Annotated in this window: 20 protein-coding genes; 16 read left to right on the top strand and 4 right to left on the bottom strand. The window is 67.7% G+C overall.

What is annotated here, in order from left to right:
* Positions 1-79 precede the first annotated feature (79 nt).
* Entirely contained in the window at positions 80-1,210 is a 1,131-nt protein-coding gene (prfB, locus tag J2S75_RS21380) for a peptide chain release factor 2 (protein WP_307023105.1), read from the top strand.
* A 37-nt stretch (positions 1,211-1,247) separates the two neighbouring features.
* Here the strand turns inward: prfB and J2S75_RS21375 are convergent, their stop codons facing one another.
* Complete coding sequence (locus tag J2S75_RS21375; protein ID WP_307023102.1) at positions 1,248-1,715, bottom strand: peroxiredoxin; 468 nt, start codon at positions 1,713-1,715, stop codon at positions 1,248-1,250.
* Positions 1,716-1,904: 189 nt separating this feature from the next.
* Here J2S75_RS21375 and J2S75_RS21370 point away from each other — a divergent pair, with 189 nt between their 5' ends.
* The gene (locus J2S75_RS21370; RefSeq protein WP_307023100.1) at positions 1,905-5,462 is read left to right on the top strand and encodes an AsmA-like C-terminal region-containing protein; all 3,558 of its coding nucleotides are present in this window, start codon (positions 1,905-1,907) and stop codon (positions 5,460-5,462) included.
* A 133-nt stretch (positions 5,463-5,595) separates the two neighbouring features.
* Here the strand turns inward: J2S75_RS21370 and tyrS are convergent, their stop codons facing one another.
* On the bottom strand, positions 5,596-6,855 hold the full coding sequence (tyrS, locus tag J2S75_RS21365; RefSeq protein WP_307023098.1) for a tyrosine--tRNA ligase: 1,260 nt from the start codon (positions 6,853-6,855) through the stop codon (positions 5,596-5,598).
* A gap of 107 nt (positions 6,856-6,962) precedes the next feature.
* On the opposite strand from tyrS, the gene J2S75_RS21360 reads away from it, so the two are divergent.
* Positions 6,963-8,093 (top strand): anhydro-N-acetylmuramic acid kinase, encoded by a 1,131-nt coding sequence (locus J2S75_RS21360; protein WP_307023096.1) that lies wholly within the window; start codon positions 6,963-6,965, stop codon positions 8,091-8,093.
* 201 nt (positions 8,094-8,294) lie between these two features.
* Positions 8,295-8,663, top strand: a complete 369-nt coding sequence (locus J2S75_RS21355; protein ID WP_307023094.1) for a hypothetical protein — start codon at positions 8,295-8,297, stop codon at positions 8,661-8,663.
* 81 nt (positions 8,664-8,744) lie between these two features.
* On the opposite strand, the gene J2S75_RS21350 is transcribed toward J2S75_RS21355, so the two are convergent.
* The gene (locus J2S75_RS21350; RefSeq protein WP_307023092.1) at positions 8,745-9,410 is read right to left on the bottom strand and encodes an alpha/beta hydrolase; all 666 of its coding nucleotides are present in this window, start codon (positions 9,408-9,410) and stop codon (positions 8,745-8,747) included.
* A 337-nt stretch (positions 9,411-9,747) separates the two neighbouring features.
* Between J2S75_RS21350 and J2S75_RS21345 the strand changes: the two genes are divergently transcribed.
* From J2S75_RS21345 to J2S75_RS21300, 10 genes are all read left to right on the top strand, one after another.
* Positions 9,748-10,917 carry a cysteine desulfurase family protein gene (locus tag J2S75_RS21345; protein ID WP_307023089.1) on the top strand — a complete coding sequence of 390 codons (1,170 nt, stop codon included), beginning with the start codon at positions 9,748-9,750 and terminating at the stop codon, positions 10,915-10,917.
* Positions 10,918-11,031: 114 nt separating this feature from the next.
* A complete protein-coding gene (sufB, locus tag J2S75_RS21340) occupies positions 11,032-12,504 on the top strand; it encodes a Fe-S cluster assembly protein SufB (protein ID WP_307023087.1) in 1,473 nt (490 codons plus the stop codon).
* A gap of 126 nt (positions 12,505-12,630) precedes the next feature.
* Positions 12,631-13,389, top strand: coding sequence for a Fe-S cluster assembly ATPase SufC (gene sufC / locus J2S75_RS21335; RefSeq protein ID WP_307023177.1), 759 nt, complete (start codon positions 12,631-12,633; stop codon positions 13,387-13,389).
* Positions 13,390-13,399: 10 nt separating this feature from the next.
* Positions 13,400-14,713, top strand: a complete 1,314-nt coding sequence (sufD, locus tag J2S75_RS21330; RefSeq protein ID WP_307023085.1) for a Fe-S cluster assembly protein SufD — start codon at positions 13,400-13,402, stop codon at positions 14,711-14,713.
* Positions 14,714-14,862: 149 nt separating this feature from the next.
* Entirely contained in the window at positions 14,863-16,113 is a 1,251-nt protein-coding gene (locus tag J2S75_RS21325; RefSeq protein ID WP_307023083.1) for a cysteine desulfurase, read from the top strand.
* A complete protein-coding gene (locus J2S75_RS21320) occupies positions 16,110-16,484 on the top strand; it encodes an SUF system Fe-S cluster assembly protein (RefSeq protein WP_244377049.1) in 375 nt (124 codons plus the stop codon). The genes J2S75_RS21325 and J2S75_RS21320 overlap by 4 nt, the downstream gene beginning before the upstream one ends.
* A complete protein-coding gene (locus J2S75_RS21315) occupies positions 16,478-16,912 on the top strand; it encodes a VOC family protein (RefSeq protein ID WP_307023081.1) in 435 nt (144 codons plus the stop codon). The genes J2S75_RS21320 and J2S75_RS21315 overlap by 7 nt, the downstream gene beginning before the upstream one ends.
* A gap of 246 nt (positions 16,913-17,158) precedes the next feature.
* The gene (gene sufA / locus J2S75_RS21310; protein WP_307023079.1) at positions 17,159-17,545 is read left to right on the top strand and encodes a Fe-S cluster assembly scaffold SufA; all 387 of its coding nucleotides are present in this window, start codon (positions 17,159-17,161) and stop codon (positions 17,543-17,545) included.
* A 16-nt stretch (positions 17,546-17,561) separates the two neighbouring features.
* The gene (locus tag J2S75_RS21305; RefSeq protein ID WP_307023076.1) at positions 17,562-17,912 is read left to right on the top strand and encodes a TfoX/Sxy family protein; all 351 of its coding nucleotides are present in this window, start codon (positions 17,562-17,564) and stop codon (positions 17,910-17,912) included.
* A gap of 93 nt (positions 17,913-18,005) precedes the next feature.
* Positions 18,006-18,914: a mechanosensitive ion channel family protein gene (locus tag J2S75_RS21300; protein WP_307023074.1), complete on the top strand. Its 909-nt coding sequence runs from the start codon at positions 18,006-18,008 to the stop codon at positions 18,912-18,914.
* Here J2S75_RS21300 and J2S75_RS21295 read toward each other — a convergent pair.
* Positions 18,901-20,508: a DEAD/DEAH box helicase gene (locus tag J2S75_RS21295; RefSeq protein ID WP_307023072.1), complete on the bottom strand. Its 1,608-nt coding sequence runs from the start codon at positions 20,506-20,508 to the stop codon at positions 18,901-18,903. The two genes, J2S75_RS21300 and J2S75_RS21295, sit on opposite strands and share 14 nt — an antisense overlap.
* Positions 20,509-20,727: 219 nt before the next feature.
* Here J2S75_RS21295 and J2S75_RS21290 point away from each other — a divergent pair, with 219 nt between their 5' ends.
* Complete coding sequence (locus tag J2S75_RS21290; RefSeq protein ID WP_307023070.1) at positions 20,728-21,210, top strand: GreA/GreB family elongation factor; 483 nt, start codon at positions 20,728-20,730, stop codon at positions 21,208-21,210.
* A 5-nt stretch (positions 21,211-21,215) separates the two neighbouring features.
* The gene (locus J2S75_RS21285) at positions 21,216-21,845 is read left to right on the top strand and encodes a LysE family translocator (protein WP_307023068.1); all 630 of its coding nucleotides are present in this window, start codon (positions 21,216-21,218) and stop codon (positions 21,843-21,845) included.
* The last annotated feature ends 17 nt before the right edge of the window (positions 21,846-21,862 follow it).

Below are 21,862 nucleotides of genomic sequence, written 5' to 3'. Positions count from 1 at the left end.
GCCGGGGCCGGGGCGTTTACACCTGGGGGCAACGCCTCTATTTTCCGCCGCCTTCAACGTCCTATCGAGAGTAGCCATTATGCGCGCCGAGCTCGCCGCGAGCGTCGACGAAATCCGGGAAGCCGCAAAGTTGCTGCGGCAGCACATCGATTTCGACCGTTCCAAGGCCCGCCTTGCCGAGCTGAACGCGCTCGCCGAGGACCCGAATCTGTGGAACGATCCCGAGCGCGCGCAGAAGCTGATGCAGGAGCGCGGCACGCTGGAGGACGGTCTCGGCGCGCTGGAGCGCATCGAGCGCGAACTGGCGGACAATGTCGAGCTGATCGAGATGGGCGAGGCCGAGGGCGACGCGTCCATCGTCGACGAGGCCGCCTCTGCCCTGGTCAAGCTGAAGGCCGAGGTCGCGCGCCGCCAGCTCGAAGCGCTGCTGTCGGGCGAGGCGGACGCCAATGACAGCTATCTCGAAGTCCATGCCGGTGCCGGCGGCACCGACAGCCAGGACTGGGCGCTGATGCTGCTGCGCATGTACACGCGCTGGGCGGAAGGGCGGGGCTTCAAGGTGGAGCTGGTGGACGAGCAGGCCGGCGAAACCGCCGGGCTCAAATCCGCGACCATTCTGGTGAAGGGCCACAATGCCTATGGCTGGATGAAGACCGAGGCCGGCGTGCACCGGCTGGTGCGTATCTCGCCTTTCGATTCCAATGCCCGCCGCCAGACCTCTTTCGCCAGCGTCGATGTGTATCCCGTCATCGACGACCGCATCGTCGTCGACATCAAGGAAAGCGACCTGCGCATCGACACGATGCGCTCCGGCGGCGCGGGCGGCCAGCACGTCAACAAGACCGAATCCGCCGTGCGCTTCACCCATATTCCCACCGGCATCGCCGTGGTGGCGCAGGGCGACCGTTCCCAGCACAAGAACCGCGCCACGGCGTGGGAGATGCTGCGTGCCAAGCTCTATGAGATCGAGCTGAAGAAGCGTGAGGCGCAGGCCGCCGCCGACCAGGCCGCCAAGACCGATATCGGCTGGGGCCACCAGATCCGCTCCTATGTGCTCCAGCCCTATCAGCTGGTGAAGGATCTGCGCACCGGCGTCACCTCGGGCACCCCGCAGGAGGTCCTCGACGGCGATCTCGATCCGTTCATGGAAGCGGCGCTGGCACAGCGCGCCTATGGCGGCGGGCCGGCCAGCGTCGAGGATGTGGACTGAGGGCGGAGGCGGGGCGCGCGCTGCGCCCCGCCGCGCCTCACAGTGCCCGCGCCGCCGCCAGAACCTCCTCGGCATGGCCGGCGACCTTCACCTTCGGCCAAAGGCGGGCGACCTTGCCCTCGGCGTCGATCAGCACGGTGGTGCGCTCCACGCCCATATACTTCTTGCCGTACATGGATTTCTCCGCCCACACGCCATAGGCTTCGAGCATGGCGTGGTCCTCATTGCCGGCGAGCGGGAAGGTCAGCCCCTCCTTGGCGCGGAACTTGGCGAGCGCCTTGTCCGGGTCGGGCGAGACACCGACGACAAGCGTGCCGGCCGCGTCGAAATCCGGCTTCAGCCGGTTGAAATCATGCGCTTCCACCGTGCAGCCGGAGGTGCCGGCCTTGGGGTAGAAATAAAGCACCAGCTTTCGGCCGCGGCAGCCGGCGAGCGACAGCACCTCGCCCGAATCGGTGGTCAGGGTGAAGTCAGGAGCGGGGGCGCCCACGGCAATCTCGGTCATGTGCCTTCCTTTCGGCGTGTTTGGGGGTGATCGGCAGGGGGGGAACGGTGCTGAGGGGGAGGGCCCATGACGCGCCGGACGCACATTGTGCCGGGCGATGAGCGGGATGTCAGCACGGGCGTGGATAAGCTGTCGCCGCCCGCCGCGCACACGGGCATTATGCCTCGAATTCAAGGATTCGTGCCGTAGATGAGAGAGCAGACGACGCACAGGTCGCCGACGGCCGGCAAGCGCCAGGTGAAGCGCCTTCGCGTCAAGCGACCGCCCAGGGTCTGCGCGGCGCCCGCGCGCCGGCGGCGCTGGTTGCGGCTGTGCGCCTGGTCGGGCGGCTCGGCCTTCCTCATCGCTGCGGCGACCATCGTCAGCGTCTATCTGCTGTTCAGCGCCGGCATTCTCACCGTCGACATGGCGCGGCCCTATGTCGAGCGCACGCTGGAGGCGCGTCTCGGCGCCGGGCGCACGGTGCAGATCGGCGCCATCATCGCCGAGCGGGCGAAAAGCGGCGGCATCGTGCTTCACGCCAACGACATCACCGTGCGCGACGACGATGGCGACCTCATTGCCACCGCGCCGCAGGCCGAAGTCGCGCTGCAGGACAGCTGGCTGCCCTGGCTGATGCAGCCGGAACGGGTCGATCTGGTCGGCGTGCGGCTGAACGTGTTCATCGACGCGGAGGGCCAGCTCGCCATCTCCACCGAGGCCAACGCCCCGGACGGGGCCCGCGCGCAGCCCAAACTCCTCGCCACCGTGCCGACGGACGAGCCCGCCGCGGCGGCGCCCGCCGAGGCGACGGCTCCGACCGATCCCGGCGCGGCGGACGCTGCCCCGCAAGCGCAGGTGGACACGCCGTTCGGCCCGCTGCGCATCGCCAGCCTTGCTGCGCTCGCCCGTCAGTTCGATCAAGGCGGGCTTGATGGCGGCACGCTGAGCGAGATCGGCCTCAAGGAAGGCATCGTCGTCATCCGCAACGAGGTCAGCGGCCGGGAATGGACGTTCGACGATATCGACCTGTCGCTGTCGCGGCCGGCGGAGGGGGGCGTTACCTTCGATATCAAAGCCGGCGGCATGGACGGGCCCTGGTCGGCACGCGCCACGCTCGGCGCGCTGGTCGAAGGCCGGCGCGACCTCGAACTGGACGTTCGTGACCTCGCGCCGCGCGATCTGCTGATCGCCGCCGGCAAGGCAGGCGCGGACATTCTCGCCGACTCGCCGCTTTCGGCGTACCTCGCCGCCACCATCGACGCGCGCGGCGTCGTGCTCGCCGCCAACGGCCGGCTCGCTGTCGGGGCCGGCGAATTGCAGCTTGGCTCCGACGAAGAAGGGCGGATGCTGATCGACGAGGCGTCGCTGGTCTTCACGCTCGATCCGGCGGCGCGGCGGATCAACCTCACCTCGGTGACGGCGCAGGCCGGTCCCTTCGCCATGGATCTCGCCGGCACGGTGGAGATTCCCGCCGATCGTGCCGGCCTGTGGCGGCTGCACACCCAGGCGGCGCGCGCCAGTTTCCTTGGTGGCGGGCCGCATCAGAACGAGGTGCCCCCCTTCGTGCTGGACGACATCGTGATCGATCTCTCCTTCGATCCGGTGGCGCAGCGCGCCAGCATCGACCGTGGCGACCTCAAGGGGCCGCAGGGCGGGATCACCCTTGGCGGGGCGCTGGAACTCGCCGGGCCGACACCCTCGCTGTCCATGAACGTCAATGCGACGCCCATGACAGCCACCTCGCTGATCCGGCTCTGGCCGGCCGTGGCCGCACCGGCACCGCGCAAATGGGTCTATGATCATCTGATCTCCGGCGATGTCAGCCAGGCCAGCATCTTCTTCAACGCGCCGCTGGATTCGATCGGCAAGAAGGACAACCCGCTCGCCGATGACGGGCTGAACATCGCCATCTCCGGCACCAAGGGGCGCTTCATCCCGGTGCCCGGCTTGCCGCCGGTCATCGATGCTGACGTCGTGGTCAAGATCACCGGCCGCACCGCGCATGTGTCGGTGGCGAAGGCGGCCATGGAGACGCCCGGCCAACGCCGGCTGGAAATCGCTGAAAGCATCTTCGACATCTCTGACACCGCTCCGCCCAAGCCGGAGGCGAAGGTCCAGGTCAAGGTGAGCGGTCCGGCGGCCGCGGCCATCGAACTGGCGGGCATCCCGCCGCTGCGCGGGCCGACCTATGTGCCGATCGATCCCCAGGCCGTTTCCGGTACGGTCGACGGTACGGCGCAGATCAGCGTGAAGCTGTCCGACAACATCCAGCCTTCCGATATCGACTATGCGTTCGACGCCACGCTGGAGGACTTCGCCGCCGCCAAAATGGTGTTCAACCAGAATCTCACCGACGCCACCGTGCGGGCTTTCGTGACCCAGGCGGCGACGGTGGCGCGCGGCGAGGGCAAGTTCGGCGGCGCGCCGGCCAGCTTCGAGTATAATCGCCCCGCTACGGGGGATGTCACTTTCGCCGTCGCCGCTTCGCTCGACGATTCCGCGCGGCAGAAGCTCGGTTTCGAACTGCCGGGCATGGCGGGCCCGCTCGGCGTCAAGCTTGCCGGCGTGGTCGGCGCCAAGGTGAAGACGGTGGATGTCGAGCTCGACCTCACCAAGACCAAGCTGGTCGACCTCGTGCCGGGTTGGACCAAGCCCGCCGGCAAGGCGGCCAAGATGACTGCCAAGGCCCACATCACCGACAAGGTCACCCGGCTCGACGATCTCGTGGTGAGCGGGCAGGGGGTCGACATACGCGGCACGGTTGATCTCGATCCCAAGGGTGGGGTGCTGAGTGCCAATCTGCCGACCTTCAAGCTCGCCGATGGCGACAAGGCCAATCTGAAGCTGGAGAATGTCGACGGTACCTATAAGGTCACCGTGCGCGGCGAGGTGATCGAGGCCCGTGCCTTCCTCAAGCAGCTGACCGACACGCCGCCCAGTGGTCCCGGCACGGCGCGGCCGCCCGATGTCGACCTCGACGTGAAGCTCGGCGTGGTCGCGGGCAATAATGGCGAGACCATGCGCGACCTCGTGCTGGTGCTCTCGCGCCGCGCGGGCGAGTTGCGCAGCTTTTCGCTTGGCGCGCTTGTGGGCCGTTCCGGCGGCGTGACCGGCGAGCTGAGAACGCAGGGCAATGGCCGCCCGCAGCTGCGCGTGGCCACCAGCGATGCCGGGGCGCTGCTGCGCTTCATCGATCTCTACCCGAAGATCCAGGGTGGCGACCTCTGGGTCGATGTCGACGCCCCCGGTGGCGGCCGGCCGCAGAGCGGCGTCATCAATGTGCGCGATTTCGTCATCCGTGGCGAAGCCGGCCTCGACCGGCTGATCGCCGCCGCGCCGCAGACCGTGCGCGACGGACGCCCGCAGCCGGGATCGGCCATCGCCTTCCGCAAATTGCAGGTCAATTTCCAGCGCTCGGCGCAGCAGATCACCCTGCGCGACGGCGCCATCTGGGGGCCGTCCATCGGCTCGACCTTCGACGGTACGCTCGATCTCGCCAATGACCGCGTGTCGGTGCGCGGCACCTATGTGCCGGCCTATGGTCTGAACAATCTGTTCAGCCGGCTGCCGGTCGTCGGCTTCTTCCTCGGCGGCGGGCCGAATGAGGGGCTGGTCGGCGTGACCTATGAGATCGTCGGCCCGGTGTCGGGCCCGACGCTGCGGGTCAACCCGATCTCGGCGGTGGCGCCGGGCTTCCTGCGCAAGATCTTCGAGTTCCGCCAGGCGCCAGACCCGACCCCGCCGGCGGTGGTGCCGACGCGGTAGGGATCGGTCCTACACCGCGCACGTCGTCATCCCGGCCGGAGGCGAAGCCGTAGAGCCGGGATCGATCTCCCAGCTGGGCGCGATCCCGGATCGGCCTATGGGCCGTCCGGGAGGACGCGTGGAGGCGAAGCCCTCACACCGGCTTCAGCAGCACATGCTTCTTCTTGCCGAGCGAGAGCTTGATGACGCCTTCGGGGGTGAGGTCGCGCTCGCTCAGCACCGCCTTGTCGTCGGTGACGGTGGCGTCGTTCACCTTCAGCCCGCCGCCCTTCACCTGGCGGCGTGCCTCGCCATTGGAGGCGACGAGGCCGGTTTTCTCGGCGAAGGCGGCGAGCACGCCGATGCCGCCCGCGAGTTCCGCCGCCGGCACTTCCACGGTCGGCAGGTCGGCGGCGATGCCGCCTTCCTCGAAGGTCTTGCGCGCCGTCTCCGCCGCCGCTTCCGCCGCCGCGCGGCCGTGGAGAAGGGCGGTAATTTCGGTGGCGAGCAGCTTCTTCACCTCGTTGATCGCCGAGCCCTTCGCCTCCTGCGCCAGCCGGGCGATCTCGTCCATCGGCAGGGTGGTGTAGAGCTTGAGGAAGCGCTCGACATCGGCGTCCTCGGTGTTGCGCCAGTACTGCCAGAACTCATAGGGGCCGAGCATGTCGGCGTTCAGCCACACCGCGCCATTGACCGACTTGCCCATCTTGGCGCCGGAAGCGGTGGTGAGCAGCGGCGAGGTCAGCGCGTAGAGCTGCTTGGTGCCCATGCGGTGGCCGAGGTCGATGCCGTTGACGATGTTGCCCCACTGATCCGAGCCGCCCATCTGCAGCCGCACATCGTAGCGCTTGGCCAGTTCGACGAAGTCATAGGCCTGCAGGATCATGTAGTTGAATTCGAGGAAGGACAGCGACTGCTCGCGGTCGAGCCGCGTCTTCACGCTGTCGAAGGACAGCATGCGGTTGACCGAGAAATGCCGGCCGACATCGCGCAGGAATTCGAGGTAGTTGAGCTCGCGCAGCCAGTCGGCATTGTTGATCATCCGCGCGTCGGTCGGGCCCTCGCCATAGGTGAGGTAGTTGGAGAACACGCGCTTGATCGAGGCGATGTTGGCTTCGATCGTCTCCACCGTCATCAGCTGACGGGCATCGTCCTTGAAAGAGGGATCGCCCACCATGCCGGTGCCGCCGCCCATCAGCGAGACGGCGCGGTGGCCGGTCTTCTGCAGCCAGTGCAGCATCATGATCTGAATGAGCCCGCCGGCATGCAGGCTCGGCGCCGTCGGGTCGAAGCCGATATAGGCCGTCACCGTTTCCTTGGCGAAGAGAGCGTCGAGCCCCTGTTCATCGGAGATCTGATGAATGAAGCCGCGCTCGCTGAGGGTGCGGAGGAAATCGGATTTGAAGCTGCTCATCTCGGGCCTGCGGACATCAACGCCATGTTAGGATTGGCCGGTCATGTATCAGCTTCCCGCCGCGAACGCACCCCGGACGGTGGGCGCAGGACGCGGGAGGACGCGCGGTGAAGGCGATCGGGCTGATGAGCGGCACCTCGCTCGATGGGGTCGACGTGGCGCTGATCGACACCGATGGCGAGGCTGTCGCCGCCTTCGGACCCGCGTCGACCTATCCCTATAGCGCGCAAGACCGCGCCCTGTTCGTCGCGGCGCTGGAGGGAGCGCGCGCGCTGACCGATCGTGACGCCCGTCCGGGTGTTCTCGCCGACGCTGAAGCGCTCCTCACCACGCGGCACGCGCAGGCATTGGCAGCCTTCCTCGCAGCCCATCCGCAGCATCGGGACGTGGCCGCCATCGGCTTCCATGGCCAGACCGTGTTGCACCGGCCGGAGATCGGGCTTACGGTTCAGATCGGCGACGGGCCGGCGCTGGCGCGGGCCGTGCGTGCGATGACTGTCGCGCCGGGGCCGGCACTGGTCTACGACCTGCGCGCCGCCGATGTCGCGGCGGGCGGGCAGGGAGCGCCGCTGGTGCCGGTCTATCACCGAGCGCTGGCGCGGGGGCTGGCGGAAAAGGGCCCGCTGCTGGTGCTCAATCTCGGTGGCGTCGCCAACATCACCTATCTCGACGGGGACGCCGACCCGATCGCCTGCGACACCGGCCCGGCCAATGCGCTGATCGACGATTTCATGCAGGCGCGCACCGGCGAACCGCTCGACCGCGATGGCGCGATGGCCGCCGCCGGCACGGCGGACGAGGCCGCGTTGGCCCGGCTGCTCGACCACCCCTTCTTTGGGCAGCGTCCGCCGAAATCGCTCGACCGTAACGCTTTCCGCGCCTGGGTGGCGGAGCGGGGCGGGGTTGAGGCGATGAAAACCGCCGATGGTGCCGCGACGCTGACGGCGCTAAGCGCCGCCTGTGTCGCCGCCGTGCTGCCGCATCTCCCGCGCCGGCCGGAACTCCTGATCGCAGCGGGGGGAGGGGCGCATAACCCGACGCTGCTGCGCATGCTCGGCGGGCGTCTCGGGCTGCGCGTGCTGACCGCGGAGGCCGTTGGCTGGTCGACCGACGCGTTGGAAGCGCAGGCCTTCGCCTTCCTCGCGGTGCGGGCGCTGCGCGGCCTGCCGCTGAGCTTTCCCACCACGACCGGTGTTGGGATCCCGCTGAGCGGCGGCCGGGTGATCGCGTCGGCGTGAAGAGAAGCTGAAGGCATAATTCAGAAAAACTGAATAGGCACACAGAATGTCGCAGTATTCCTGAAATGCAATGGTGCGATGCGCAATCTGATGATGCGGTGCACAATATTCCATGTAGTTTGAGGGCTCCCGGAAGTCCGGCTCGCCAGGCAGGCAGCTTCCTCTTCAACACGCCTGGACAGAAACTTTGGAGCCTTCGACATGCGCAGCCTCAGCCGCGATATCCTGCCGCTTGCCGTCGCCGGCGGCCTCATCGCCGTCGCCGTCATCGCCCCCGTCCGTGCCGCCGATAAGGCTGCCGGCCTGAAGCCGGCCACCGCCCAGACGATAAATATCGGCTATGTGAATGGCGTTGCGTATTACACCCCGCAGAATGACGGCTATCACGTCGTCGCGACGCTGAGCGTCGCCGGCGGCGCCCCCGTCCGCGTTGCCGCCACGCTCAAGCCCGACCAGGCGGTCAGCGTTTCTGTTCCCGGTGCCGTCGACACGGCGGCGAGCATCGTCGAGATCGCCCGCGAGGGCGACGTGGTCACGGTAACCAACCCGCCGCGCCTCGTGCTGAACTGATCCCCCACCGTCTCCCGCAAAAGCAAAAAGCCCGGCGCGTGCTGCGCCGGGCTTTTTCGTGTCCGGGCCGAGACCGACGCCTCAAGCGGCGCTGGTCTTCTTGGCGGTATCGGGCAGGCGCTTGTCGAGATAGGCGCCGACGACTTCCATCAGTTCCTCGGTCCGGCCGTCGAAGAAGTGGTTCGCGCCGGGCACGGTCTGCTGGTCGATGACGATGCCCTTCTGAGTCTTCAGCTTCTCGACGAGGCCGGTGACGGCGGAGAACGGCACCACCGCATCCTTGTCGCCATGCACGAACAGGCCGGAGGACGGGCAGGGGGCGAGGAAGGAGAAGTCGTAGAGATTCGCCGGCGCGGCGATGGAGATGAAGCCTTCCACTTCCGGGCGACGCATCAGCAGCTGCATGCCGATCCACGCGCCGAAGGAGAAGCCGGCGATCCAGCAGGCGCGCGCATCCGGGTTGATCGACTGCGCCCAGTCCAGCGCGGCGGCGGCATCCGCCAGTTCGCCCTGACCGTGGTCGAACGCGCCCTGCGAGCGGCCGACGCCACGGAAGTTGAAGCGCAGGGTCGAGAAGCCGCGGTTCACGAACTGGTAATAGAGATTGTAGACGACCGGATTGTTCATCGTGCCGCCGAACTGGGGGTGCGGGTGCAGGATGATGGCGATGGGCGCGTGGCGCTGCTTGGCCGGCTGGTAGCGGCCTTCCAGCCGCCCCTTCTCGCCGGTGAAGATGACCTCAGGCATGAAGTTCGAGACCTTGACTGCGGCGGGGCAAGGCGAAAGTGGTCCGGTGGGCCGCTGAACCCGTACCGGATTGCGTCCCGAAAGACCGCCTTACCGCATGCGCCTTGACGACCTGGGGCGGGAGCCCTAACTTATTAGAATAATTCTAAACATCTACGTCAAGTTGCGGTTGCGTCGCAGTCAACCAGCGCGCGACCGAAAGCCCAACGAAGAAGACGGGACGGTCAGCTATGACGGACGGCGCCTGAATTTGCAAGCATTAGCCGAAGGGAAGGGGCAGACGCCGCCGCGCCTTCCTATATAGGAGACGGAAAAGGAACTGCGAGCCTCCGAACCCATGAACGCACGCACCTATCTCGATCATAACGCGACCTCGCAAGTGCGCCCGGAAGCGCGGGAGGCCCTGCTGGCGGCACTCGACGCCACTGGCAACTGCTCCTCCGTGCATGCCGAGGGCCGCGCCGCGCGCGGCACGATGGATGCGGCGCGGGCACGGGTGGCGGCTCTGGTGGGGGCGAGTCCGGCGGGGGTGGTCTTCACCTCCAGCGGCACGGAGGCGGACGTGCTGGCGCTCACGCCCGACTACCGGCGCGGTGAAACGCCTCTCGTCTTCGACGCGCTGCTGGTGAGCGCGGTGGAACATGCCGCCGTTCTGCGCGGCCATCGCTTTGCGCCGGAGCAGGTCGAAGTTCTGCCCGTGGATGCGCGCGGAAGGCTTCGGCTCGACGGGCTCGATGCGGCCCTGGCGCGCCACGCCGCCGCCGGGCGTCGGGTGCTGCTGTCGCTGATGGTGGCGAATAATGAGACGGGCGTGTTGCAGCCGGTGGCGGAAGCCGCCCGCCGCGCCCATGAGCAGGGCGCCCTGGTTCATACCGATGCCGTGCAGGCGGCCGGGCGCATTCCGCTCTCCATGTCTGCACTCGGCGTCGATCTGATGTCGGTGTCTGCGCATAAGCTTGGCGGCTCGCCGGGGGCGGGGGCGCTCATCCTCGCCGAGCCGGATCTGCGCCCCGCCCCGCTCATTGGCGGCGGTGCGCAGGAGCGTGGCCGGCGGGCAGGCAGCGAGAACGTGCCCGCCATCGCCGCCTTCGGCGCGGCGGCCGAGCGCGCGGGCGCTTCTGTGGACGCCGACGGCGTGCGCATCAATGGCTTGCGCGAACGGCTTGAAGACGCTCTAAGGTGCGAGTTTCCCGAGCTTGTCCTGCTCGTGGGCGATGTCGACCGGCTGCCGAACACTTCGTGTTTCGCGCTGCCGGGCGTGCCGGCCGAGACCACCGTGATCGCCCTCGATCTCGCGGGCCTCGCGGTGAGCGCCGGTGCCGCCTGCTCGTCGGGCAAGGTCGCGGCCTCGCATGTGCTGGGGGCGATGGGCGTGCCCGAGCGCATTGCGCGTTCCGCGTTCCGCCTGTCCTTCGGCTGGTCGAGCGGGGAAGAGGATGTCGACCGGGCGCTCGGCGTGCTTCGCCGGGTGTTGCCCGGTCTTTTGCGTCGCCGCGCGGCGGCGTGAGGCAAGGCGCCGCCTGTGGGCGGCGAGACGGCGCGGGAGCGGCTTCGGCGGCTTCCGCGGAGTGGTTGACCTGACCCGCGGGCCTTGACCCCGCGTGGGAGAGGAGATGAGACGATGCCGGCCGTACAGGAGACAGTGGACCAGGTCCGCTCCCTTGATGTCGATCAGTACAAGTACGGGTTCTTTACCGAGATCGAGTCCGAAAAGGCCCCCAGGGGCCTGACCGAAGATACGGTCCGCTTCATCTCGGCGAAGAAGAACGAGCCCGAATGGCTGCTGGAATGGCGGCTCGACGCCTTCCGCCGCTGGCAGACCATGCGCGAGCCGGACTGGGCGCGGGTGAGCTACCCCCCCATCGACTATCAGGACCTCTATTACTATTCCGCGCCCAAGGCGAAGGAAGCGCTGTCGATCGACGATATCGACCCGGAGATTCTCGCCACCTACGAGAAGCTCGGCATTCCTCTGCGCGAGCGCGACGCGCTGCTCGGCATCGAGAGCGGCGCCACCAAGGTGGCGGTTGACGCGGTGTTCGATTCGGTCTCGGTGGCGACCACCTTCAAGGAGGAACTGGCCCGGGCCGGCGTCATCTTCATGCCGATCTCCGAGGCGGTGCGCGAGCATCCCGAGCTGGTGAAGAAGTATCTCGGCTCGGTCGTTCCGGTGACCGACAACTATTTCGCCACGCTGAATTCGGCGGTGTTCTCCGACGGGTCGTTCGTCTATGTGCCCAAGGGCGTGCGCTGCCCGATGGAGCTCTCGACCTATTTCCGCATCAATGAGCGCAACACCGGCCAGTTCGAGCGCACGCTCATCATCGCCGATGAAGGCGCCTATGTGAGCTATCTCGAAGGCTGCACGGCGCCGATGCGCGACGAGAACCAGCTGCACGCCGCCGTGGTCGAACTGGTGGCGCTGGACGACGCCGAGATCAAATACTCGACGGTGCAGAACTGGTATCCCGGCGACAAGGACGGCAAGGGCGGCATCTTCAACTTCGTCACCAAGCGTGGCGACTGCCGTGGCGACCGCTCGAAGATCTCGTGGACGCAGGTGGAGACCGGCTCGGCCATCACCTGGAAGTACCCGAGCTGCATCCTGCGCGGCGACAATTCGCAGGGCGAGTTCTACTCCATCGCCATCTCCAACGGGCGCCAGCAGGTCGATAGCGGCACCAAGATGATCCATCTCGGCAAGAACACGTCGAGCCGCATCATCTCCAAGGGCATCGCGGCGGGCTATTCCGACAACACCTATCGCGGCCTCGTCACCGCCCACCGCAAGGCCACCGGCGCGCGCAACTTCACCAATTGCGACAGCCTGCTCATCGGCGACAAGTGCGGGGCGCACACCGTGCCCTATATCGAGTCGAAGAACTCTTCCGCCCAGTTCGAGCACGAGGCCACCACCTCGAAGATCTCCGACGACCAGCTGTTCTACTGCCGCCAGCGCGGCCTCGATCCGGAAGAAGCGACGGCGCTGATCGTCAACGGCTTCGTCAAGGACGTGCTGCAGCAGCTGCCGATGGAGTTCGCGGTGGAAGCGCAGAAGCTGATCGCGGTGAGCCTTGAGGGCTCGGTGGGCTGACGCCCTTTCATCGTCATCCCGGACGCGGCGGCGCCGCGCTCCGGGATCGCTCGCAGATTTCAGCGCGCTCCCGGCTCACCGCTGCCGCCGGTCGACGCGCCCAGACACGGAACAGATGACATGGCTATGCTCGACATCGACAATCTCCACGCCAAGATCGACGGCGAACACGGCAAGGAGATCCTCAAGGGCCTTTCGCTCAAGGTGAACCCGGGCGAGGTGCACGCCATCATGGGGCCGAACGGTTCCGGCAAGTCCACGCTCTCCTACATCCTCGCCGGCAAGGAGGATTATGAGGTGACGGACGGCTCCGTCACTCTCGACGGCGAGGACCTGCTGGAGATGGAAATCGACGAGCGCGCCGCCAAGGGTGTGTTCCTCGCCTTCCAGTATCCGGTGGAAGTGCCCGGCGTCGCCACCATGACCTTCCTGCGCGCCTCGCTGAACGCGCAGCGCAAGAAGCGCGGCGAGGCGGAAATCTCCACGCCCGATTTCCTCCGCCTCGTCAAGGACAAGGCCGCTCATCTCGGCATCAACCAGGACATGCTGAAGCGCGGCGTCAATGTCGGCTTCTCCGGCGGCGAGAAGAAGCGTGCCGAGATCCTGCAGATGGCGATCCTGGAGCCGAAGATCTGCGTGCTCGACGAGACCGATTCCGGCCTCGACATCGACGCGCTGAAAGTCGTCTCCGAGGGCGTCAACGCCCTGCGCTCGCCCGACCGGGCGATGATCGTCATCACTCATTACCAGCGCCTGCTGAACCACATCGTGCCCGACTTCGTGCATGTGATGAACAAGGGCCGCATCGTGCGCTCCGGCGGCAAGGAACTGGCGCTGGAGCTCGAAGCCAATGGCTATGCCGAGTATCAGCAGGACGCGGCGTGAGGTGGCTGACATGAACGCAGACATCCGTCCGATCCGCACGCCGGCCGAACAGGCGATCCTCGCCTCGCTCGGCACCGTGCCGGAAGGCGGCGACCGGCTGGCCGATCTGCGCCGCGCCGCCGCCCGCGCCTTCGAGGAGAACGGCCTGCCGCATCGGCGGGTTGAGGAATGGAAATATACCGACCTGCGCAGCCTTATGCGCGAGGCGGTTCCTGTTGCCGGCGCGGCCGCTGTGGCCGAGGCGGATGCGCGCGCGCGCCTGCTGCGCGGCGTTGAAGCCCGCCGCATCGTCGTCGCCAATGGCGCCGTGGTGCCGGAACTGTCCGACCTCGCCGATCTGGAGTCCGGGCTTACCGTCACTACCCTGTCCGCCGCGATTGCGGCGGGCGACGAGGTGCTCAGCCGTCTCGGCGGCATCCAGCCGGGCCGCTATGATGCCGCGCTGGCGCTCAACACCGCGCTGGCCAAGGATGGCGTGGTGGTCACCGTCGCGCCGGGGGCGACAATCGAGCGGCCGCTGCATGTGGCGCATGTGTTCGCTGGCGCCCATGCGGCGGCGAGCTATGCCCGTTCGCTGGTCGTCGTCGGGGAGGGCGCCGCCTTCACCTATGCCGAGAGCTTCGAGGGGCCGGACGGGCTTGCCTATCAGGCGAACGCCGCCACCGAGTTCGTGGTCGGCGATGAAGCGCATCTCGACGTGGTGAGGCTGCAGGAGGATGGCACGGGCGCCTTCCACCTCGCGACGATGCTGTTCGCGGTCGGCCGGGAATCGAAAGTTCACACCTTCAGCTTCTCGCTCGGCGCCGGGGTGGCGCGGACCTCGCTCTATGCCACGCTGTCGGGCGAGAACAGCCATGTCGGCTTCAACGGCGCCTCGCTGCTGAAGAACCGTCAGCATGCCGACACCACGCTCTATGTCGACCATCAGGTGCCAGGCTGCGAGAGCCGGGAACTGTTCAAGCACGTGCTCGACGATTCCTCGCGTGGCGTGTTCCAGGGCAAGATTGTCGTCCGTCAGGCGGCGCAGAAGACCGACGGGCGGATGATGAGCCGCGCGCTGGTGCTCGGCGACGACGCAGAGATGGACAACAAGCCGGAGCTGGAGATCTTCGCCGACGATGTGCAGTGCGGCCATGGCGCCACCTGCGGCGCCATCGATGACGAACTTCTGTTCTATCTGCGCGCCCGCGGCATTCCGATGAAGGAGGCGCAGAGCCTTCTGGTGCAGGCCTTTGTCGGCGAGGCGGTGGAAACCGTCGAGCATGACGGCCTGCGCGAGGCGCTGGTCGAGCGCGCGGAAGCCTGGCTCGCTTCGCGGGCCTGAGGCGGATTGGACGGAGCGAGCATCCTTCGAGGCTCGCTTCGCTCGCACCTCAGGATGACGTTGCCTTTGTGCACCACGTCATCCTGAGGCGCCGGCCAGAGGCCGGCCTCGAAGGATGTTCGCCCGTGTGGCGCCAGAAAGGTCGACCGATGACCATCACCCTCCATCCCGCCGTCACCGACGGCACCTATGACGTTGCCCGCGTGCGGCAGGATTTTCCCATCCTGTCCAAGCAGATCTATGGCAAGCCGCTGGTCTATCTCGACAATGCGGCCTCGGCGCAGAAGCCGGTGCAGGTGCTGGACCGGATGCGCTTCGCCTATGAGAACGAGTATTCCAACGTTCATCGCGGCCTGCACTTCCTCGCCAATGCGATGACCGAAGCCTATGAGGAGGCGCGCGAACGCTGCCGCGCCTTTCTCAATGCCCCGACGCTGGACGAGGTGATCTTCACCCGCTCCGCCACCGGCGCGCTCAACCTCGTCGCCTCCTCGCTCGGCCAGTCGATCGGCGAGGGTGACGAGATCGTGCTCTCGATCATGGAGCACCATTCCAACATCGTGCCGTGGAACTATCTGCGCGAGCGCAAGGGCGCGGTCATCAAATGGGCGCCGGTGACCGAGGACGGCGCCTTCGACCTCGCCGCCTTCAAGGCGCTGCTTACCGAGCGCACCAGGATCGTCGCCATCACCCACATGTCGAACGTGCTCGGCACGGTAACGCCGATCAAGGAGATCGCGCGCCTCGCCCATGACGCCGGCGCAATGGTGGTGGTCGACGGGTCGCAGGCCGCCGTGCACATGCCGGTGGACGTGGTGGACCTCGATGTCGATTTCTACGCTGTCACCGGCCACAAGCTCTACGGGCCGACCGGCATCGGCCTGCTCTATGGCAAGCGGGCGCTGCTGGAGAAGATGCCCCCTTATGAGGGCGGCGGCGAGATGATCCGCACCGTCACCGAAGAGGGCGTCACCTATGGCGAGCCCCCGCACCGCTTCGAGGCCGGCACGCCGCCCATCGTGCAGGCGATCGGGCTCGGCGCGGCGCTGGCCTATATGGAAAGCCTCGGCCGCGACCGTATCGCCGCGCATGAGGCGTCTCTGGGCGCCTATGCCCGCGAGCGTCTGGCGCAGATCAATTCCGTGCAGGTCTATGGCGATGCGCCGGGCAAGGGCGCCATCTTCGCCTTCGACGTGAAGGGCGCGCATGCGCATGACATCGCCACCGTGATCGACCGCGCCGGCGTAGCGGTGCGCGCCGGCACCCATTGCGCGATGCCGCTTCTAGGGCGATATGGTGTGACGGCGACGTGCCGGGCGTCGTTCGCGCTCTACAACACGCATGAGGAAGTCGACATTCTCGCCGACGCCCTCATCAAGGCTCAGGATCTTTTCGCATGAGCGAAGCCCAGACCTCCGACACGCCGAACACCCCGGCTGTGAACGCCGCCATTCCGGAAGCGGAGCTTGAGCGCCTGACCGACGACATCGTCGCGGCGCTCAAGACCGTCTATGACCCGGAAATCCCGGTCGACATTTACGAGCTCGGCCTCATCTACAAGGTCGACATCGCCGACGACCGTCAGGTCGCGGTGGAAATGACGCTGACCACGCCCAACTGCCCCTCGGCGGCCGAACTGCCGGGCATGGTGGAAGGCGCGGTGGCCAGCGTCGGCGGTGTCGCCGGCGCGACCGTCAACCTCACCTTCGATCCGCCATGGGATCAGGGCCGCATGTCGGAAGAGGCGCGGCTGGCGCTGAATCTGTGGTAAGCGAAACGCCCGTCGCGCCGCCGCTGTCCGGCGTGCTGGAAACCGGTCTCTATGTCGACGACATGCCCCGCGCCCGCGCGTTTTATGAGCGGGTGCTGGGGCTGGAGCCGATGGTCGCCGATGACCGGTTCTGCGCCTATCGCGCCGGGCCGGGCAGCGTGCTGCTGCTGTTCCTGCGCGGCGCGACGCTGGAGCCGGTGGTGATGGCGGAGGGCACCATCCCGCCGCATGACGGCAGCGGCGCGCTGCATTACGCGCTGGCGATCCCCGAGAGCTCTCTGGCGCATTGGGAGCAGCATCTCGCCGCCCATCGCGTGCCGGTGGAAGGCCGGGTGAACTGGAAGGGGGGCGGGGTCAGCCTGTATTTCCGCGACCCGGACAATCACATGGTCGAACTCGCCACGCCCGGCCTGTGGCCGAATTACTGAAGCGGCTCGTTTGCGTTGGCGCCGTCATCCTGAGGTGCCCGGCCATGGGCCGGGCCTCGGAGGATGATCGGTTGGGTGCGCCCGAGCGACCATCCTTCGAGGCTCGCTTCGCTCGCATCTCAGGATGACGTGGCGTGACCCGGCGAAGCACCGCGCCTTCGCCCTTGCCGGGGCCCGGCGCATCCCCCACATTAGGCGGGACCGATCCGCCGGCCTTGAACCGGCGTCGATGTGGAGACAGTGAACATGACCCAGCCCCGCCCCCGCCCCAAGGTGATGACCTTGACCGACGCCGCCGCCGAGCGCGTGCGGCAGGTGATCGCGCGCTCGGAAAAGCCCGTTGCCGGGCTTCGCATCGGCGTCAAGAATGGCGGCTGCGCCGGCATGGAATACACGATGGAATTTGCCGAAGAGGCGGGCAAATTTGACGAGGTGGTCGAGGATAAGGGCGTGAAGGTGCTGATCGACCCCAAGGCGATCCTGTATCTTCTCGGCACCGAAATGGACTTCAAGGCCGACAAGTTCGCTGCCCAGTTCGTGTTCAACAACCCCAACCAGACCTCGGCCTGCGGCTGCGGCGAATCTGTCGCCATCACCCCCGTACGGCCCGAGACCGCCGGCGCCAGCGCCTGATCCCTCGCGGTGTGCGATGGGTGAGGCCGACATCGCCGATCTCTTCGCCTCGTTTGGGCCTGTGCGTACCCGCCGCCTGTTCGGCGGGCTTGGCCTCTATGCCGATGGCGTGATGTTCGGCCTCGTGATCGACGCGCGCATCTATCTCAAGACCGACGCGGCCTTCGCCGCTGATCTCGCCGCTGCGGGCGCCGAGCCGTTCACCTATTCCCGCAAGGACGGCAGGCAGGTGAGCGTGGGTTACTGGTCGCTGCCGGAGCCGGCGCTCGACGATGGCGAACTCGCCGCCGCGCTCGCCCATCGCGCTCTTGCCATCGCCCGCGCGGCCGGTGCTCCCGCCGCTCCGCGTCGTTCCAGCCGGCGCTGAAACACGTGCGCGGCGGGAACCCTCCCGCGTCGCATGTGTTTGCCGATGGTCCCGGCGGTGCCGGGCTCCCTGATGCGCACGGAGCGATGACCGATGGATCTCGACAGCTATCGCGGCCTGAACGGGCTGGGCGATCTCATTATTCTATACGGGCTGAACATGCTCTACGCCCTGGCGCTGCTCGTCATCGGCTGGTGGCTGGCGAGCGTGGTCGACCGGCTGGTGACCCGCGCCCTGAACGCCACGCATCGTGTCGACCCGACCATTGTCGGCTTCCTTTCCAGCCTCGCCCGCTACACTGTGCTGGTGTTCGTCGGGCTCGCCGTGTTGCAGCGCTTCGGCATTCAGACCACCAGCCTGATTGCGGTGCTGGGGGCCACCTCGCTGGCGGTGGGGCTCGCCTTGCAGGGCACGCTGTCCAATGTCGCCGCCGGGGTGATGCTGCTGCTGTTCCGCCCGTTCAAGGTCGGCGATTCCGTCGAAGTCGGCGGGCAGAGCGGCACGGTGAAGGCCATTACCCTGTTCACCACCGAACTTGCCGCCGGCGACAATGTGCAGGTGCTGATGCCGAACGGCCGGGTCTGGGGCTCGCCGATGGTCAACCGCTCGGTCTATGGCGCCCGCAGCTTCAGCTTCGCGCTGGAACTGAAGCCGGACGACGACATCGAGGGCGTGATGGAAAAGGGCCTGACCTTCCTGAAGAACGACCCGCGCGTGACGAAGGAACCCGGCCCATCCGCGTCCATCGCCAAGATGGCGCTGGACCGGGTGGAGATCGGCTTCTCCGGCTGGGCCGCGTCGGGCGATGCCGGCGGGGTGCGGGGCGACCTGATCAAGCGTCTGCGTGAGGCTGTCCGCGCGCCGGCCACGCCAATGGAGGCGCCGGCCGCGTTATCGCCGCGCCGCGTGCGCGCGGCGAAGCCCGTGGCGGCTGTGGATCGGGCGGAAGCCGCTTCCGCCCTTCCGCAGCCCAAGGCGGGCGAGCCGTTCAGCCGGCCTTGATCTTCACCGGCCGCAGCAGGAAGGCCGGCAGATGCGAGGTATCGGCCGGCTCGTCCATCGGCGCCCGGTCGGGGCGGCGATGGGTGAGCGGGGTAACCGGCGCGCGCGCCGGAGTGGGGGCTGCCTTCTCGCGACCACGCCCGCGCGGAGCGTTCGCCGGAGCCGAGGCCGCCACAGGTGGAGCGGCGGGCGCGACGGCGGCCGGAGCGGCTTCCGCTTCGGCCGCGCGAGAGCGGCGCCGTGCCGGCTTGGTCGGAGCCTCAGCCGCTACCTTCGTCTCGACAGCCTCGACCGGCGGGCTGGCCGGCTCGGCCTCGCGGCGGCGGGCGGGGCGGGCGCCACGGCTCTCGCCGCCATCTTCCCGCTCGCGATTGCGGCCGCCACGGCCCTTCTCGCGGGCAGGCTTCTCGCCACTCGTCTTTTCGCGGCCCGGCCGGGCGCGCGTCTCCACTGCCGGCACGGTGTCGAGGCCGGCACCGTCCTTCCAGTCGATCGGACGGCCGATCAGCTTCTCGATCGCCGCCAGCGACTTGACCTCGCCTGCGGTGACGATGGTGAAGGCCGCGCCCGCACGCCCGGCGCGACCGGTGCGTCCGATGCGGTGCACATAGTCCTCAGCGTGATGCGGCGTGTCATAATTGAACACATGGCTCACGGCGGGAATGTCGAGCCCGCGCGCGGCAACGTCGGACGCCACCAGCAGCGTGGCCTCGCCGGTGCGGAACTGGTCGAGCGCCTGCATGCGCGAGCGCTGGTCCATGTCGCCATGCAGGCACACCGCCTTGTAGCCATGGCGCAGCAGCGACTTGTGAACCACCGCGACTTCGCTCTTGCGGTTGCAGAAGATGATGCCGTTCTGCAGGTTCTCGGCGCTGTCGATCAGCCCCCGCAGGACCTCGCGCTTGGCGAAATCCTCCTTGGGAGAGGCGACCAGCAGCTGGGTGATGGTCGAGGCGGTGGAGGAGGGGCGGGAAGCCTCGATCTGCACCGGGTTTGACAGGAACTGCGCGACGAGGCGCTGGATTTCCGGCGGCATGGTCGCGGAGAAGAACAGCGTCTGGCGGGTGAACGGCACCAGCTTGCACACGCGCTCAATGTCCGGGATGAAGCCCATGTCGAGCATGCGGTCGGCTTCGTCGATGACGAGGATCTCGATGCCCGAGAGCAGCAGGCGGCCGCGCTCCACATGGTCGAGCAGCCGGCCCGGCGTGGCGATGAGGATGTCGACGCCGCGCAGCAGCTTGGCATCCTGGTCGCCGAAGGAGACGCCGCCGATCAGCAGGGCGACGTTCAGCTTGTGGTTCTTGCCGTAGCGCGTGAAGTTCTCTTCGACCTGCGCCGCGAGTTCGCGCGTGGGTTCGAGGATCAGCGTGCGGGGCATGCGGGCCCGGGCGCGCCCCTGCTCCAGCAGGGTCAGCATCGGCAGGGTGAAGGCGGCGGTCTTGCCGGTGCCCGTCTGCGCGAGGCCCAGCACATCGCGGCGCGCGAGCACATGCGGAATGGCCTGCGCCTGGATCGGCGTCGGCTCGGTGTAGCCGGTATCGGCAACGGCCGCGAGCACCTTGTCGCTCAGGCCCAGTTCGTTAAAAGGCATCTGGATCAATTCTGCGGCTGCGCACCGCACACCGAACCCCCGAGCCGTAACCGGGGATGGTTGCATCGTCGTCGCGCGGAGCGCCTCAGTCGGATATGGTATGACGACGCGTTGCACCATAGGCATAATGCCCGGAAAGTCAACGTATTCGGCCGCTGTCAAGGGCTTTTCGGCATGTTCCGGCCCGGCGCGGCCCCGCAGGGGAAGGCAGGTCGCGCGATGAGCCGCGCTTTCGTGAAAGAAGACAGCGGCGCGGATACGCTGCCCGAACGGCCCGTCAGCCCGAATCGCAACCTCGTCACCCGCCGGGGCCTCGCACAGATCGACGCCGAAATCGCCCGCCAGCGCGAGGCGCTGTCTGCCGCCGGGGCTCGGGGCGAGCGCGACGCCGTCGCCGCCGCCTCGCGCGAGCTGCGCTACTGGTCGGCGCGGCGTGCCAATGCCGAGCCGGTGGACCCGCCGCAGGAGGGCGAGGCCATCACCTTCGGCATGGCGGTGACGCTGGAGGATGAAAAGGGCGGCCGCCGTACCTTCCGCATCGTCGGCGAAGATGAGGCCGATCCGGCGCAGGGCCGTATCGGCTGGGTCTCGCCGGTCGCCCGTGCGTTGACCGGCAAGTGGATCGGCGACGAGGTGACGCTCCCGGGCGGGGTCATGGACATCATTGCCGTCGACCCGCGTCCCGAGGCGGCGGAGGGGTGAGCGCCATGCCGGTTTCGCTGGAAACGCTGCTGCTCTTCGTGCCGGCGGCGCTGGCGCTGAACCTCACCCCCGGCAATGACATGCTGTTCTGCCTCGGCCAGGGGATGAAGTCCGGTCCCCGCGCCGGCATCGCCGCCAGCCTCGGCATCGCTGCCGGTGGCTTCATCCATGTGTTCGCCGCCGCCCTTGGCCTGGCGGCGCTGCTCGCCGCGCATCCCGGCGCGTTCGAGGTGCTGCGCTGGGCCGGCGTTGCCTATCTCGTCTGGCTGGCGGTGCAGGCGCTGCGCAGCCCGGGTCTGGTGCTGGAGCCGGGTTCGGGCCGCCGGCACACGCCCTGGCGCGCCTTCCGCGAGGCGGTGCTGGTGAATGTGCTGAACCCGAAGGTGGCGGTGTTCATCCTTGCCCTCCTGCCGCAATTCGTCGATCCCGCGCGCGGCTCGGGCTTTGTGCAGTTCCTGCTGCTCGGCACGGTGTTCAATGCCGGTGGCACGGTGGTGAATGCGCTGGTCGGCGGCTTCGCCGGCCGGATCAGTGGCTGGCTTCGGACGCGCAAGCGGCTCGCCCGCGGCTTTCAGCGTCTCACCGGGCTGATCTTTCTCAGCCTCGCGGCCCGCCTCGCCTTCGAGCGGCGCTAGAGCCCGCGCCGATCAGT

Source organism: Ancylobacter polymorphus, from assembly GCF_030813495.1.
GTDB lineage: Bacteria > Pseudomonadota > Alphaproteobacteria > Rhizobiales > Xanthobacteraceae > Ancylobacter > Ancylobacter polymorphus.
This window is presented reverse-complemented; position numbering and strand designations above follow the sequence as displayed.